We start from the raw sequence: 14,156 nt of genomic DNA on the forward strand, positions 1-14,156 counted from the left end.
CGCGCATTGACTCCCATCTCCCCCTGATTGAAAACGCCTCTCAACAACCCACAACAAGAGGACAACGCCAATGACCGATGCACTCATCATCGATGCCTGCCGGACCCCGCGCGGCGTCGGCAAGGCCGGCAAGGGCGCGCTTTCGGGCATTCATCCGCAGCAGCTCGGTGCCACCGTGCTGCGCGCGCTCGCGGACCGCACCGGCATCGACACCGCCGATGTCGATGACATCGTCTGGGGCTGCAGCGCGCAGGTCGCGACCCAAAGCGGCGATCTCGGCCGGATGTCGGCGCTCGATGCCGGCTATGACGTGCGCGCCAGCGCCGTGACGCTCGACCGCTTCTGCGGCTCCGGCATCACCAGCGTCAACATGGCGGCATCCTCGATCATGGCGGGCGCGGAAGACCTCGTTATCGCGGGTGGCTGCGAGATGATGTCTATGGAAGGACGCCGCGGCGCCGGCCCGATGATGATGGACGGCGGCAATCTGCGCCTGCGCGCGCGACATCCGCAATCGCATCAGGGCGTCTGTGCCGACGCGATCGCGACGATGGAGGGCATCACGCGGAGGGACGTCGACGCGCTCGGGCTCGAGAGCCAGAAGCGCGCCGCGCACGCGATCGCGAACGGCCACTTCAACAAGAGCCTCGTGCCTGTCCACCGCGAGGATGGCAGTCTTGCGCTCGACCACGAAGAATATCCGCGGCCGCAGACCACGATGGAAGGCCTCAGCAGCCTGAAGCCGGCCTTTCCGGCGATCGCCGACTATGCGCTCGACGACAAGGGCACGACCTATCGCGGCCTGATCCTGCAGAAATATCCTGATCTCGAGATCGACTTCATGCACCACGCCGGCAACTCCTCCGGTGTCGTCGACGGCGCCGCCGCGATCCTGCTGGCCTCGCCCGCTTACGCCAGGGCGCATGGCCTTAAAGCCCGTGCCCGTGTCGTCGCGATGGCGAACATGGGGGACTCCCCGACCCTGATGCTGAACGCGCCGGTGCCGGCAACGCGCAAGGTGCTGGCGAAGGCGGGGCTGACCGTCGACGACATCGACCTGTTCGAGATCAACGAGGCATTCGCAGTGGTGGCGGAAAAATATATCCGCGACCTCAAGCTCGACCGCGCCAAGGTCAACGTCAACGGCGGCTCGATCGCGCTCGGCCATCCCATCGGTGCCACCGGCTCGATCCTGATCGGCACCGTGCTCGACGAGCTCGAACGGCGCGACCTCAAGCGTGGTCTCGTCACCATGTGCGCCGCCGGCGGCATGGCGCCGGCCATCATCATCGAGCGCATCTAGCGCGAGCGAAGCTCGTCGCGCGCCCGGTAGAACGGGATGAGGGAGCAGGTGAGACGCCGCAACGCGACGATCTAGCCTTATTTTCCAGGGTGAATCGCGACCGGCCTTGCACAAAGAGGCACCTCGTCGCTTGTCGAAAGCGGCGAATCAGCTTTAGCAAGGTTGCGTGCGGGCCTTTGAAACAAGGCAAAATCCGCTGCTCGAGGCTTCTTCCGCTCCGGAAGCAGCTAAAACGCAGGGTTTTTTGCCACATGGGGCCAAAAAAGCCCGTAAAACCGCGACAAAACTGTGCAGAAGGCTATAGGCCTTCGCCGGTTGGTCTAATATGCAGCCGTCACGAATCAGAGGAGACACGATGGCAACCCAAATGTCCAAATCGCAGTTGATCGAAAAGATTGCGACCGCCACAGAGCTTTCCAAGCGCGACGTCAAGAACGTCATGGAGACGCTGACCGACGTCGGTCACAAGGAGCTCAAGAAGAACGGCCTGTTCCTGGTGCCGGGCTTCGCGAAGTTCGTGGTCATCAAGAAGCCCGCGACCAAGGCTCGCAAGGGCACCAACCCGTTCACGGGTGAAGAGATGATGTTCAAGGCCAAGCCGGCCCGCAAGATCGTCCGCGCCCGCCCGGTCAAGGCGGCCAAGGACGCCGTGGGCTAACGACGCAAAGGCCCCCTCGGTCGGAGGGGGCCTTTTGATTGGGGCAGCCGCGAGGGCCTGAGACGGAGGGCTCAACCTTTGCGGCGCTTCACCCGGACCGGGATCGGCTGAAGCTGTGGCCCCGGCGCCGGTAACGCATCGCGAGCACGGTCGATCGCGCGATCGAGCAACTGGCGCAGCCGCTGCGTTGTCCGCGATCGCTTCGCTTTCTCCAGCAGTTTCTTCATCGCATTCACTCCGCCGCTTCGACCTTCGCATCGACTTGGGGTTCGAGCGCCGCGGCGATGGCTTCGTCGACGCGCTCCAGCCAGATGAATTCGAGGTTGTCCCGCGCGCTCTTCGGGATGTCGTCATAGTCCCGCTTGTTGCGCGCCGGCAGCATCACCCGCTTCAGGCCCGCCGCCGCGGCCGCCACCACCTTCTCCTTGATGCCGCCGACCGGCAGCACCAGGCCGCGCAGCGAGATCTCGCCGGTCATGGCGGTGTCGCTGCGCACCGTGCGGTTGGTGAGCAGGGACGTCAGCGCCGTGAACATCGCCACGCCCGCGCTCGGTCCGTCCTTCGGGGTCGCCCCCGCCGGCACGTGAACGTGGATGTCGTTCTTCTCGAACAGCTGGGGATCGATGCCGAGCTGCGTGGCCTTGCTCTTCACCAACGTCAGCGCAGCCTGCACGCTCTCGCGCATGACCTCCCCGAGCTGGCCGGTCAGGATCATGCCGCCGCGGCCGGGCACACGGGAAGCCTCGATGAACAGGATGTCGCCGCCGACAGGCGTCCAGGCAAGGCCGGTGGCCACGCCCGGAACGCTGGTGCGCTGCGCGATCTCGCCTTCGAAGCGCGGCTGGCCGAGCACGGTGCCGATGTCCTTCGGCGTCACCACCACCTTCGCAGTCGTGCCCTCGGCGACTTGCACCGCGGCATGGCGGAACAGCTTGCCGATCTCGCGCTCGAGGTTACGCACGCCGGCCTCGCGGGTGTAGCCCTTGACCACCAGCTTCAGCGCCTCCGGCTCGATCTCGGCCTGCTCGGCCGAAAGGCCATTGGCCTCGAGCTGCCGCCGCACCAGATAGCGCTTCGCGATCTCCAGCTTCTCCTCTTCGGTGTAACCGGCGAGGCTGATCAGCTCCATGCGGTCCAAGAGCGGACCAGGGATCTGGTCCAGCATGTTGGCGGTCGCGATGAACACCACGCGCGACAGGTCGAAGGGCACGCCCAGGTAATTGTCCCGGAACGTCCCGTTCTGCTCGGGGTCGAGCACCTCCAGCATGGCGGCGGACGGATCGCCCTGCACGCCACGGCCCATCTTGTCGATCTCATCCAGCATCATGACGCAGTTGCGGCTGCCAGCCTTCTTGATGCCCTGGATGATGTTGCCGGGCAGCGCGCCGATATAGGTGCGCCGGTGACCGCGGATCTCGGCCTCGTCATGCACGCCGCCAAGGCTGACGCGCACGAAGGGGCGCCCCATCGCGCGTGCGATGGATTGGCCGAGCGAGGTCTTGCCGACGCCGGGCGGGCCGACGAAGCACAGGATCGGGGCCTTGCCCTGCGGGGCGAGCTTGCGCACCGCCAGATATTCGATGATCCGGCCCTTGATCTTCTCCAGACCGAAATGATCGGCGTCGAGGATGGCTCGCGCTTCCTTGATGTCGATCGGCTTCTCCGCGGGCAGCGCCCAGGGCAGCTCGATCAGCCAGTCCAGATAGGTGCGGACCATGCCGGCTTCGCCGGCGGCCTCCGGCATGCGTTCGTAGCGGCGCAGCTCCTTCCTGGCATGCGCGTCCGCCTCGGGCGGCATGTTGGCCTTGGCGATGGCAGAGGTCAGCTCGGCGACCTCGGCCGCCTTGCCGTCGCCTTCGCCGAGCTGGCGCTGAATGGTCGCCATCTGCTCGCGCAGGATCGCCTCGCGCTGCCGCTCGTCGAAGCTGGCGCGGGTCTTCTGGCCGATCTCGTTGCTGATGCGCAGCACTTCCAGCCGCTCGGCCAGATGCTTGGACACCTTCTCGACGCGCAAGGCGAGGTCGATGGTCTCCAGCACCTCCTGCTTGTCCTGCGGCTTGATGTCCATGAACGAGGTCGCCAGATCGGCCAGCGCGCCGGGCGCAGTGGTGCCCTGGAACATCGCGGCCAGCTCGGGCGGCGCCTGCGGCAGCAGCTCGATCGCCTCGATCGCCTGGCGCTGCAGGTTCAGCGCGCGCGCCTCGATCTCCGGCGAAGTCGTGGTCGGCTCCGGAATCTGCTGGATCCGCGCGGCCGGGAACGGCGTCCCCGGCAGGAAGTCGAGGATGCGCGCGCGCTGCACGCCCTGGCAGACGATGTGATGGGTGCCGTCGGGCGCGGTGATGTAGCGCACGATGTTGGCGATGGTCGCGACCCGGTAGAGGTCGTCCGGCCCCGGCTCGTCGGTCTCGGGACTGCGCTGCAGGACGATGCCGATCGGCCGCTGCTCGCGCAGCGCCTGCTGTGCGGCGGCAACTGACTTCGGCCGCGCGATCGCGATCGGCGCGATGGCGCCGGGGAACAGCACCATCTCGCGCACGGGGATGATGATCAGCGCGTCCTCGGGGATCTTCACGTCGTTATTGGTCTGTTCGTTGTTCATCTGTTCGGTGGCCATGATCGACCTCAGGATTTGGCGAGACGCAGCGCGACGCAGCCGTCCATCACGAAGCGGCTGATGGCGTAGCGGCCGAGCGGAAGCGCGATGCGTCGCTCGAAGCGGCCCTGCGGCAGCTCGAGCCGGTGGATGCGGGCGTTGCGAAGCTCCGGCGGAAGGGTGCGCTGGCCGGAGACGACGAGCACGCCGTCATGAATGACCGTCTCGACATTGTCCGGATTGACGCCGGGAAGCGCGACCAGGATCAACAGCTCCTGCTCGGTCTCGAGCACGTCGATCGGCGGCTCCCAGCAGGCTTCCTGGCGGCCGAACTGCTGGCGCAGCCGATCGGCGCGCGTCAGCTGGTCCAGGGCTTCGGACAGCATCCAGTCGAGGGGATTTTTCGGTTGCATGATGCGGGCTCAGGGGTGGGAAAGCCTGCATATGGGGCTCGTTCCCCGGAAATCCAGTGCGTTGGCGCTGACGTGCCATGCGCCGTCGTGCGATCGCAAAAGCAAACGCCGCGGCAGTCGCCGCGGCGTTTCGTCATCGGCTGGGGCGCGGGTCAGGCCGCGGCGCGGTACTCTTCTTCCGCCTCGAGGTTGATCACGGACGTCGCGAGCTCGGTCAGGGTGTGATCGGTCGCCTCTTCCTCGTCGAGCGTCGCCTGAAGCAGCCTTGCTGCGTCCTGCATGCCGAGCTCCTCGGCCCAGGTGCGCAAGGTGCCATAGCGGGAGATCTCGTAGTGCTCGACCGCCTGCGCGGCCGCGAGCAGTCCCGCATCGAGCGCCGGCGCGCCCTTGAAGTCCTTCATGATCTCGGCGCCTTCATCGGTAATGCCGTTGATGGCCTCGCAGGGCTTGCCGCGTGCAGGCTTGCCCAGCATCTTGAAGATCTGGTCGAGACGCTTGACCTGGCCCTGGGTCTCGCGCAGGTGCTTGTTGAAGGCCGCCGCGAGTTCTTTCGAGTTTGCAGCCTTGGCCATTTTGGGCAGGGTCTTGATGATCTTGTTCTCGGCGAAATAGATGTCCTTCAGCGTCTCCAGAAACAGGTCGCTGAGCATCTTCGGCGCCTGACGCGGTCGGCGCGCTGCGGTCTTCTTGGGTGCGCGTTTCTTCGCTCGTTTAGCCATATGTCCTCCTCTTGAGGTGACACGGGAAGGCATCTCCTTCCCCAATCCTCAGCCCATCAAAGCCGTTTGGAGAACGAAAGTTCCAAACTGCAACCGGCGCGCGCGGCGATCGTTCAGGTCGGGCGCTTGTAGGGATCTTCCTGGCGCTGCCGTGCCTCGGTGTTGCGATCGAGCTGAGCCCGCTCGCTGCGCCTGAGGTGGCCGGCCTTCATCACGCCATAGACGAGCGCCCCGCCGAGCACGAAGGCCCCGATGAACCAGAGCCAGAGCAGGTTGGCCGAGAGGTGTCCGAGGAGCATTCCGATTCCACTGTCGCTCATTGTCGTCTCCAGTGATTTCCAAAGCGGCTTTGCTGGGCTAAGTCTGCCCGGAAGCCATCGTTCCAGCGCCCGAGGACCACACCGGCAATGCTCGATTTCGCCCTGTCCGCCTTCGTGACGCTGCTGCTGGTTGTCGATCCGGTCGGCCTTGCGCCGGCCTTCCTCGCTGCGACCGCCGGCATGCCCGACAAGGTCAAACGAACCATCGCGTTGCGCGCGCCGCTGATCGCGGCCTCGATCCTGGTGGTGATCGCGCTGGTCGGAAACTGGCTGCTGCGCCAGCTCGGGATCGGCATCCCCGCCTTCCAGATCGCCGGCGGGCTGCTGCTGTTCGGCGTGTCCTACCAGATGATCTTCGGCGATCGTCCGCATCGCGAGGCCCGCGAGGCCGACAAGGCGACGTCCGAGCACGCCTCCGACGTCGCGGTGTTTCCCCTGGCCATCCCCATGATGGCCGGCCCCGGCGCGATTGCGACCACGCTGCTGCTGTCGGGCGATGCCGGCTATGGGGCGAGGCTCGCGGTGATCATCGCGGTCGTCCTCTGCGTCTGCCTGCTCTGCATGCTGTGCTTCGTCTCGGCCCACCTGATCGCGAAGACCCTCGGACGCACCGGAAATGCCGTGCTCTCGCGCGTCCTCGGCATGCTGCTCGCCGCCTATTCCGTGCAGTTCGTGATCAACGGGATTGCGGCCGTCAGGACCAGCCTGCCGTAAGGCTGCGACAATCCGTGAATTCGTTGATTTTGCCGTCCATTTGGTGATTTGGCAGGAGGGGTGACAAGGTGGCACCGGATCCGGGCCGCTTTCGCTTGCACTGCCATATTGCTTTGACGTACTTCGGGTCTAACAAGCCCATCGTCAGGAAGTCGGGATGTCGATGACAACGGACGAGCTCGCCAAGAGACAGGCCATCATCGACGCCTGCCGGCGCATGAACGCGCTCGGCATCAACCAGGGCACCTCGGGCAATATCTCTGTCCGGCATGTGGACGGGCTTTTGGTGACGCCGACCAGCGTGCCCTATGAGGCCATGACGCCGGACCAGATCGTCTTCATGGCCATGGACGGCACACATGCGCCCGATCAGAAGCCGTCGAGCGAATGGCGCTTTCATCGCGACATCCTGAAGTCGCGGGGTGACGTCAACGCCGTCGTGCACGCCCATCCGACCTATTGCACCATCCTGGCGATCATGGGCATGGCGATTCCGCCGGTGCACTACATGATCGCGGCGGCCGGCGGCGACAGCATCCGCTGCGCGCCCTATGCGACGTTCGGAACCGTGGAGCTGTCCGAGCATGCGGTGCGGGCGCTGGAGGGGCGGCTGGCCTGCCTGCTGGACCATCACGGCATGATCGCGATCGGCAAGACGCTGGACAAGGCGATGTGGCTCGCCGTCGAGGTCGAGACGCTGGCGCGGCAATATCACGGCTGCCTCCAGATCGGGAAACCGCCGCTGCTCCCCAGCGAGGAGATCGAGCGGGTCCGCCAGCGCATGGCCGGCTACGGCCTGTCGGAAGGTTAGGGCGGACGGTGTTCGCGCGGATCAGACATCTCACCGATCGCAAGGGATCTAACCGCGTCATGGTTCGGCTGCGCGCGCTGTTGCGCAGCAACGAGTTCTATCTCATCCCGCTCGCACTGGTGATCGGCACGCTGGCCGGCGCCATCGTGACGCTGATGGCCGAGATCGCGCAGATCGCCCATATGGTCATCTACGGCATTCCGGTCGACGTCCGCCTCTCTGCCAACGCCCGGGTCAGCCCCTGGGCGGCACTGATCGCGCCTGCGCTCGGCGGCTTGGCGCTCGGCATCATGGAATGGTCGCGGCGGCGGATGAAGATCTCGAGCGCGGTCGACCCGATCGAGGCGAACGCGCTGCGCGGCGGCAATCTGTCGATGCGGGACAGCGTCATCGTGTCGAGCCAGACGCTGATCTCCAACGGCTGCGGCGCCTCGGTCGGCCTCGAGGCGGGCTATACCCAGATCGGCTCGGGGATCGCCTCGCTGTTCGGCAAGTTCTTCAATCTGCGCCGCAACGATCTGCGCCTGATGGTCGGCTGCGGCGCTGCGGCGGCGATCGCGGCGGCGTTCGGCGCGCCGATCACCGGTGCCTTCTATGCCTGTGAGTTGATCGTCGGCGTCTATTCGGTCGGCAGCGCGGCCCCGATCCTGGCAGCCTCGCTCGCCGGCGCGCTGACCGCGCAATGGCTCGGCGGCGCGCCATACTCGCTGGAGATCCCCAAGGTCAGCGCCGTCGGCGTCGAGCAATATCTGGCCCTGATCGGGCTTGCGCTCATCACCAGCGGCGTCGGCATCGCCGTGATGCGCTCCTCGCCGATGTTCGAGCGCCTGTTCGCCTGGCTGCCGATCTGGCTCCGCCCGGTGATCGGCGGGCTCATCGTCGGCGGCTTTGCCATCGTGACGCCGCAGGTGCTGGCGGCCGGCCATGGCGCCATGGTGCTCGATCTCTTTCACGACATGACGATCGGCCTGATCGCGCTGATCATCGCCCTCAAGGTGACGGCCTGCCTGATCTCGCTCGCCTCCGGCTTCCGCGGCGGTCTGTTCTTCGCCTCGCTGTTCGTCGGCAGCCTGATCGGAAAGTTCTTCGCCGCAGTGCTGCTCCTGATCAGCCCGAGCTTCGCGATCGATCCGCTGGTGGCGATGCTGACGGGCATGGCGACGCTCGGTGTCGCCATCGTCGGCGGCCCCCTGACCATGTCGTTCCTGGTGCTCGAGATGACCCGCAACGTCGACGTCACCGCCGTGGTGCTGGCCGGCTGCATCGTCACCTCGATCTGCGTCCGCTTCATGTTCGGCCACTCCTTCTCGACCTGGCGCCTGCATTTGCGCGGCGAGACCATCCGCAGCGCCAACGACGTCGGTTGGCTGCGCAATCTCACCGTCGAGCGGCTGATGCGCTCCGACGTCGGCAAAGTGCCCTCGACCACGACGATCGCCGCCGTCCGCCGCGAGTTCGTGCTGGGATCGCGGCCCGGTATCGTCATCGTCAACAATTCCGACGAATATGTCGGTCTCGTCATGCTGCCCGATTTGTTCTCCAGCGATCTCGACACCATCGCCGACGACATCCAGGTGATCGAGCTCGCTCGCCTGATCGACATCGTGCTGATCCCGGAAATGAACGTGAAGTCGGCGATGGCGGTGTTCGACGAGGCCGAAGCCGAGATGCTGGCGGTGGTCGATTCCACCGACAGCCGCAAGGTGGTCGGCTTCCTCACCGAGACCTTTGCCCGCCGCCGCTATGTCGAGGAGATCGACAAGGCGACGCGCGGGGTGTTGGGAGCGCTGTCGTAAAGCATGATCCGGAAAAGTGCGCAGCGGTTTTCAGAAAAGATCATGCTTAAAAACAACCTAAAGCGCGATGACGATTCGTCCTGATCGCATCGCGCTTTGGGCGCCTTCTATCGGCCCGGTTGAGGCGGAGCTGCGACGAGGAGCGTCACGATCCGCCGCACCATCGGCAGCACCACCAGCAGCGTCGGAAAGGCGACCAGCCAGGACAGCGCCCAGGCACCCGGCCAGGTCGCGAGGAACGCCGGCGTTGCGCCGAGGCTCCGAAGCGTCGAAATGACCGACACCACGGCCGTCATGAGGATGGACAGCACGAACGGCATCACGATCGGCGCATAGCGCGCCGGCAGTTTGCGAACCACAATCATCTGATTTCTCTTGGAAAAAGGCGCGTCAGTCACGTTGAACCCTGCAAATGGCATCGATCCCGACGGCGTCGGTTGATGCGTTGGTTCACGTGAAACGCTTACGGCGACCGAAAAACGGCGCGGCTGTTCATTATCCGCTCAGGTTCGATGGTTCAAGCTGCGATTTGATCGTTCGGTTTACAATCGTTCAAAGCGTGGCAGATTGCCGCGAACATGAAACCATCTCGACGGTTTGCGCATTGAATCCGGTTTGCAGATCCCTACGTTTGGCGAGAGCATCGGCAAGATTATAGGAAGGTCAAAATGACTGTTAGACCCATGATTTCCGCAGCCGGCCGCAACCTGGCGCTGGCCGCGTTCGCAAGCCTGGCATTGGTCGCAACCTCCGCATCGCCCTCGGCTGCGGCGTCCCCCGGGGCGGTGTCCGCGAAGCCCGTCACGGCAGGACAGGGCTCCTCCGACGTCACCGATTTCAGCGCAGCCCGGCGTCGCCACTATTATCGGCGCGGGTCGAACGCCGCAGGCCTCGCCTTCATGGGCGCCGCGGCCGGTATCATCGGCGGGGTGATCGCCGAGCAGCGGCGCCGCGACTACTACGAGAACCGCTATTATGCTCCGCGTCCCTATTATGGCGGTCAGGGCTATTATGGCGGTCAAGGCTATTACGGTGGCGGCAGTCCCTTCTATTACGATCCGGGCTACTGAACGGCTGTTTCAACGCGGCCCGAATGGTTGCACGAAAAGGGCGGTGCTTTGCGCCGCCCTTCTTTTGATGCGTCGGTGCCCTCGTAGCCCGGATGGAGCGCCAGCGTAATCCGGGACGGCTCGCCCGGCATTTTGCACCGTCCCGGATGTCGCTGCGCTCATCCGGGCTACGGGACCGCGCCTGTGTCGCCCTCTGTCAATCCATGCGCGCGAAAATATTCCACTTTACCGAAATTCGGTTTCGGCGTATGTGTCGCCCATCCCGGCTCACCAAGAGGGGCGACTTGTCGTCGTCATGTTCGCGAGCCGGGCTTGCGGTGGACGCGGCAGCGTCGGCACGAGAGGCGCGGGCAGGGCGGGTAGTCCCCGTGAGTCCGTAACCGCGTGCGGACGACGACGCTGCTAGGCTTCGTCTCGTCTGTAAGTTTCCGGCTCCGTCGACAGGGCCGGGAATACTGCGGCGACATGGCGGGCCGTGCGTACGGCAAAACCGTGTGGTCCTGGCCGTCGTTGCTACGGTCAAGTCGTGCGAAGATGCGAGCGAGCCCAACCGGGCAGACTGCATCATCCAATTCGCGGGGCGAGGGAGGCCAGAGGGAACTCGGCTCCCGGGAGAGCACGGCATAAGCCGTCCAACCATCGCGCAGGGAAGGCCGAGTGATCGGCACCACCTGTATGCTGCTGTGCGGTTTTCTGCGTGTGCATTTCGCGCAGCAGACCGCGGGTGCGAGCCGGCACCCGGCCTTCCCTGCGCCCTCTTGGATTGGAGGGTGGAGCGACGAAGCAAAGCTCGGGCGAATTGAGCCGCGAGAATGCGAAGGCGTGTCTGCGAGCCGAGCTGCGTGCCACAAACTCGATATCGTAGGGTGGGCAAAGCGGAAGCGTGCCCACGCCTTGTTGCTTATGGAGAGAGATCGTGGGCACGGCGCTGTGCGCCTTTGCCCACCCGACGGCACTGCGCTGGGATGCGCACTGGCGCATTGTAATGACGGTGCGCCGCAGAGCTAGCACATGCCGGCTAAATATTCGGCAATCGCGCCCTCTGGCGCCGATGGACTTGCCCGCCCCAATCCGGTTCAATGGGCCAATCGAGCTTTCAGGCGACAACGATGTCGAGATATCTGCTGGTCCTGCTGCTGCTGGCCTCACCGGCGGCCGCGCAAGTCAAGTTGGCGCCGAAGACCGCGGCCGGACATCCCGATCCCTGTGCCCCGATCGGGCGTACCGCCGACGGCAAGCTGGTCTACTCCATGACGTGCGAAAACCTGCCGCCGCCGCGGGCGGAGCTGAAGGAAGCCCCTCCGCCGGCCGCCGAGCCGGAACCACAGACGCGGCAGAGCGGCATTTTCGGCTGGTCCTACGACCGCAGGTGACGCGTCCGCGCCCCTTGCGCGAAACTGTCGGGAGTGCTCTTTGCTTGAAAATGATCCGTGGGGCCACCGGCCCCGATCCAGAGAGATGAGATGAGCAAACTCGTTATCCGTGCCGGCGACTTCACCTTCGATGCCCGCTTCGAGGAGCAACTGGCACCCAAGACCGTCGCCGCCTTTCGCAAGGCACTGCCGTTCGAAAGCCACATCATCCATGTGCGCTGGAGCGGCGAGGGCGTGTGGATGCCGCTCGGCGATCTCGATTTCGGCGTCGGCTACGAGAACCACACCAGCTATCCCGCGCCGGGCCAGATCATCCTCTATCCCGGCGGCATCAGCGAGACCGAGATCCTGCTGGCCTATGGCGGCGTGCACTTCGCCAGCAAGATGGGCCAGCTCGCCGGCAACCACTTCATCACGCTGACTTCGGGCCTGGAGAATCTGGCGACGCTGGGCAAGAGCGTGCTGTGGAAGGGCGCGCTGCCGATCCGCTTCGAGGAAGTCTGAGTGACTGACGTACGCTACCCGCGCGATCTCCGCGGTTACGGCCGCAACCCGCCGCACCCCGAGTGGCCCGGCAATGCGCGGGTCGCGGTGCAGTTCGTCGTCAATTTCGAAGAAGGCGGCGAGAACAACATCCTGCACGGCGATCGCGCCTCGGAAGCGTTCCTGTCCGACGTGCTCGGCGCGCAGCCCTGGCCGGGCCAGCGCCACGCCAATATCGAATCGATGTTCGAATATGGCTCGCGCGCCGGCTTCTGGCGGCTGTGGCGGATGTTCACCGCGCGCAACTGGCCGACCACCGTGTTCGGCGTCGCCACCGCGCTGAAGCGCAACCCTGAAATCGTCGCCGCCATGAACGAGGCCGGCTGGGATATCGCCAGCCACAGCCTGAAATGGATCGAGCACAAGGACATGACCGAGGCGCAGGAGCGCGCCGAGATCGCGGAGGCGATCCGCGTCCACACTGAGGCCACCGGATCGCGGCCGCTCGGCTGGTACACCGGGCGCTCCTCGATCAACACCAACCGTCTGCTGATGGAGGAGGGCGGCTTCCTCTATCTCTGCGACTCCTATGCCGACGATCTGCCCTATTGGGTCAAGGGTGCGGGCGGCAAGCAGCTCGTCATTCCCTATACGTTAGACGCCAACGACATGCGCTTCATCAACCCGCAAGGCTTTGCCGAGGGCGAGCAGTTCTTCACCTATCTGAAGGACGCCTTCGACGTGCTCTATGCCGAGGGCGAAACCGCGCCGAAGATGATGTCGGTTGGCCTGCATTGCCGTCTCGCCGGCCGGCCCGGCCGCGCTGCCGGCCTGATGCGCTTTCTCGATTATATCGACAAGCACGAGCGCGTCTGGGTGCCGACGCGATTGCAGATCGCCCAGCACTGGCACGACAAGCATGCGCATCTCGCGGCCACTGCGTTCGAGATCGGTTGAGGACGATGCCGCGAATTTCGCTCGCCGACCTCAATGCCGCAAGCCAAGCCGATTTCGTCGCGGCGCTCGGCAATGTCGTCGAATATTCGCCGTGGATCGCCGAGCAACTCGCCGCCAAGCGGCCGTTCGCCGGCATCAACCAGTTGCACGCAGCGCTGATGGCGGCGATCCAGAGCGCTGAACCCGACGTCCAGCTGGCGCTGATCCGGGCGCATCCCGATCTCGCCAGCAAGACCCAGCGCGCGGCGGGGCTGACGACGGACTCGACCGACGAGCAGAACAGCGCCGGCCTCGACAGGTTGTCGGATGCCGAATACGCGGCGTTCGAGCGCGTCAACAGCGCTTATCGGGACAAGTTCGGCTTCCCCTATATCGTCTGCGTGCGCCGCCATACCAGGGATTCCGTGCTGCGCGACTTCGAGATCAGGTTACGCAATATCGCCAAGACAGAGGTGCGGCGCGCAATCGAGGAGATCGGCCGCATCTCCGCGCTGCGGCTGGATCAGCTCGTCGTGGCCGATGACAGGCTGAAGGTGCACGGCCGGCTGTCGACGCATGTGTTGGACAATCACACGGGCAAGCCGGCGGCCGGCATACCGATTGAGCTCGTGGAGTTCGCCAGCCTCGGCGAGAGCCGTGTGATCGCGCGCGCGGTCACCAATGCGGACGGCCGCACCGATCAACCGTTGATCGGCGGTCGCCCGCTGCCGATCGGCCGCTACGAGCTCAAATTCAGCGTCGCCAGATATTACGCCGAGCGCAACGTGCCGCTGTCGGATCCGCCGTTCCTCGACGAGATCCCGCTGCGCTTCGCCATCAGCGAGCCAGAGGGGCACTATCACGTGCCGCTATTGGTTACGCCATGGAGCTATTCGACCTATCGCGGCAGCTAAAGCATGATCCGGAAAAGTGCGCAGCGGTTTTCCGAAAAGATCATGCTTAA

General features: G+C 65.0%; 16 protein-coding genes. 10 read left to right on the plus strand and 6 right to left on the minus strand.

The features are described 5' to 3' along the window. Positions 1-70: 70 nt before the first annotated feature. A complete protein-coding gene (locus AABA84_RS10855) occupies positions 71-1,303 on the plus strand; it encodes an acetyl-CoA C-acetyltransferase (protein ID WP_212250341.1) in 1,233 nt (410 codons plus the stop codon). A 355-nt stretch (positions 1,304-1,658) separates the two neighbouring features. Continuing rightward, positions 1,659-1,961, plus strand: coding sequence for an HU family DNA-binding protein (locus tag AABA84_RS10860; protein ID WP_025037698.1), 303 nt, complete (start codon positions 1,659-1,661; stop codon positions 1,959-1,961). Between the two features lie 71 nt (positions 1,962-2,032). Here AABA84_RS10860 and AABA84_RS10865 read toward each other — a convergent pair whose 3' ends face one another. From AABA84_RS10865 to AABA84_RS10885, 5 genes are all read right to left on the minus strand, one after another. After that, complete coding sequence (locus AABA84_RS10865) at positions 2,033-2,188, minus strand: hypothetical protein (protein ID WP_338312038.1); 156 nt, start codon at positions 2,186-2,188, stop codon at positions 2,033-2,035. A 5-nt stretch (positions 2,189-2,193) separates the two neighbouring features. After that, entirely contained in the window at positions 2,194-4,578 is a 2,385-nt protein-coding gene (gene lon, locus AABA84_RS10870) for an endopeptidase La (protein WP_338312039.1), read from the minus strand. Between the two features lie 8 nt (positions 4,579-4,586). Beyond that, positions 4,587-4,970, minus strand: coding sequence for an Hsp20/alpha crystallin family protein (locus AABA84_RS10875; protein WP_212250336.1), 384 nt, complete (start codon positions 4,968-4,970; stop codon positions 4,587-4,589). A 152-nt stretch (positions 4,971-5,122) separates the two neighbouring features. After that, positions 5,123-5,689, minus strand: coding sequence for a YciE/YciF ferroxidase family protein (locus AABA84_RS10880; RefSeq protein WP_212250334.1), 567 nt, complete (start codon positions 5,687-5,689; stop codon positions 5,123-5,125). Positions 5,690-5,802: 113 nt separating this feature from the next. Continuing rightward, positions 5,803-6,009, minus strand: a complete 207-nt coding sequence (locus AABA84_RS10885) for a hypothetical protein (RefSeq protein ID WP_212250332.1) — start codon at positions 6,007-6,009, stop codon at positions 5,803-5,805. Positions 6,010-6,096: 87 nt separating this feature from the next. Here AABA84_RS10885 and AABA84_RS10890 point away from each other — a divergent pair, with 87 nt between their 5' ends. The 3 genes from AABA84_RS10890 to AABA84_RS10900 all read left to right on the plus strand — a co-directional run bounded on the left by AABA84_RS10890 (position 6,097) and on the right by AABA84_RS10900 (position 9,330). Further along, positions 6,097-6,723, plus strand: a complete 627-nt coding sequence (locus tag AABA84_RS10890) for a MarC family protein (RefSeq protein WP_212250330.1) — start codon at positions 6,097-6,099, stop codon at positions 6,721-6,723. Positions 6,724-6,880: 157 nt separating this feature from the next. Beyond that, on the plus strand, positions 6,881-7,534 hold the full coding sequence (locus tag AABA84_RS10895; protein ID WP_212250328.1) for an L-fuculose-phosphate aldolase: 654 nt from the start codon (positions 6,881-6,883) through the stop codon (positions 7,532-7,534). Between the two features lie 8 nt (positions 7,535-7,542). Beyond that, entirely contained in the window at positions 7,543-9,330 is a 1,788-nt protein-coding gene (locus AABA84_RS10900; RefSeq protein WP_212250326.1) for a chloride channel protein, read from the plus strand. Between the two features lie 107 nt (positions 9,331-9,437). Here AABA84_RS10900 and AABA84_RS10905 read toward each other — a convergent pair whose 3' ends face one another. Continuing rightward, positions 9,438-9,695: a DUF2798 domain-containing protein gene (locus AABA84_RS10905; RefSeq protein ID WP_026202400.1), complete on the minus strand. Its 258-nt coding sequence runs from the start codon at positions 9,693-9,695 to the stop codon at positions 9,438-9,440. A 303-nt stretch (positions 9,696-9,998) separates the two neighbouring features. Here AABA84_RS10905 and AABA84_RS10910 point away from each other — a divergent pair, with 303 nt between their 5' ends. The 5 genes from AABA84_RS10910 (at position 9,999) to uraD (ending at position 14,106) form a co-directional block, all read left to right on the plus strand. Then, entirely contained in the window at positions 9,999-10,400 is a 402-nt protein-coding gene (locus tag AABA84_RS10910; protein ID WP_212250324.1) for a hypothetical protein, read from the plus strand. Positions 10,401-11,509: 1,109 nt separating this feature from the next. Then, complete coding sequence (locus AABA84_RS10915; protein ID WP_212250322.1) at positions 11,510-11,773, plus strand: hypothetical protein; 264 nt, start codon at positions 11,510-11,512, stop codon at positions 11,771-11,773. 90 nt (positions 11,774-11,863) lie between these two features. Next, positions 11,864-12,277 (plus strand): DUF3830 family protein, encoded by a 414-nt coding sequence (locus tag AABA84_RS10920; RefSeq protein WP_014493672.1) that lies wholly within the window; start codon positions 11,864-11,866, stop codon positions 12,275-12,277. Beyond that, entirely contained in the window at positions 12,278-13,213 is a 936-nt protein-coding gene (gene puuE, locus AABA84_RS10925) for an allantoinase PuuE (RefSeq protein ID WP_212250319.1), read from the plus strand. It begins immediately after the preceding gene. 5 nt (positions 13,214-13,218) lie between these two features. After that, positions 13,219-14,106, plus strand: coding sequence for a 2-oxo-4-hydroxy-4-carboxy-5-ureidoimidazoline decarboxylase (uraD, locus tag AABA84_RS10930; RefSeq protein ID WP_212250317.1), 888 nt, complete (start codon positions 13,219-13,221; stop codon positions 14,104-14,106). The last annotated feature ends 50 nt before the right edge of the window (positions 14,107-14,156 follow it).

The organism is Bradyrhizobium sp. TM239, assembly GCF_036247985.1.
GTDB lineage: Bacteria > Pseudomonadota > Alphaproteobacteria > Rhizobiales > Xanthobacteraceae > Bradyrhizobium > Bradyrhizobium ottawaense.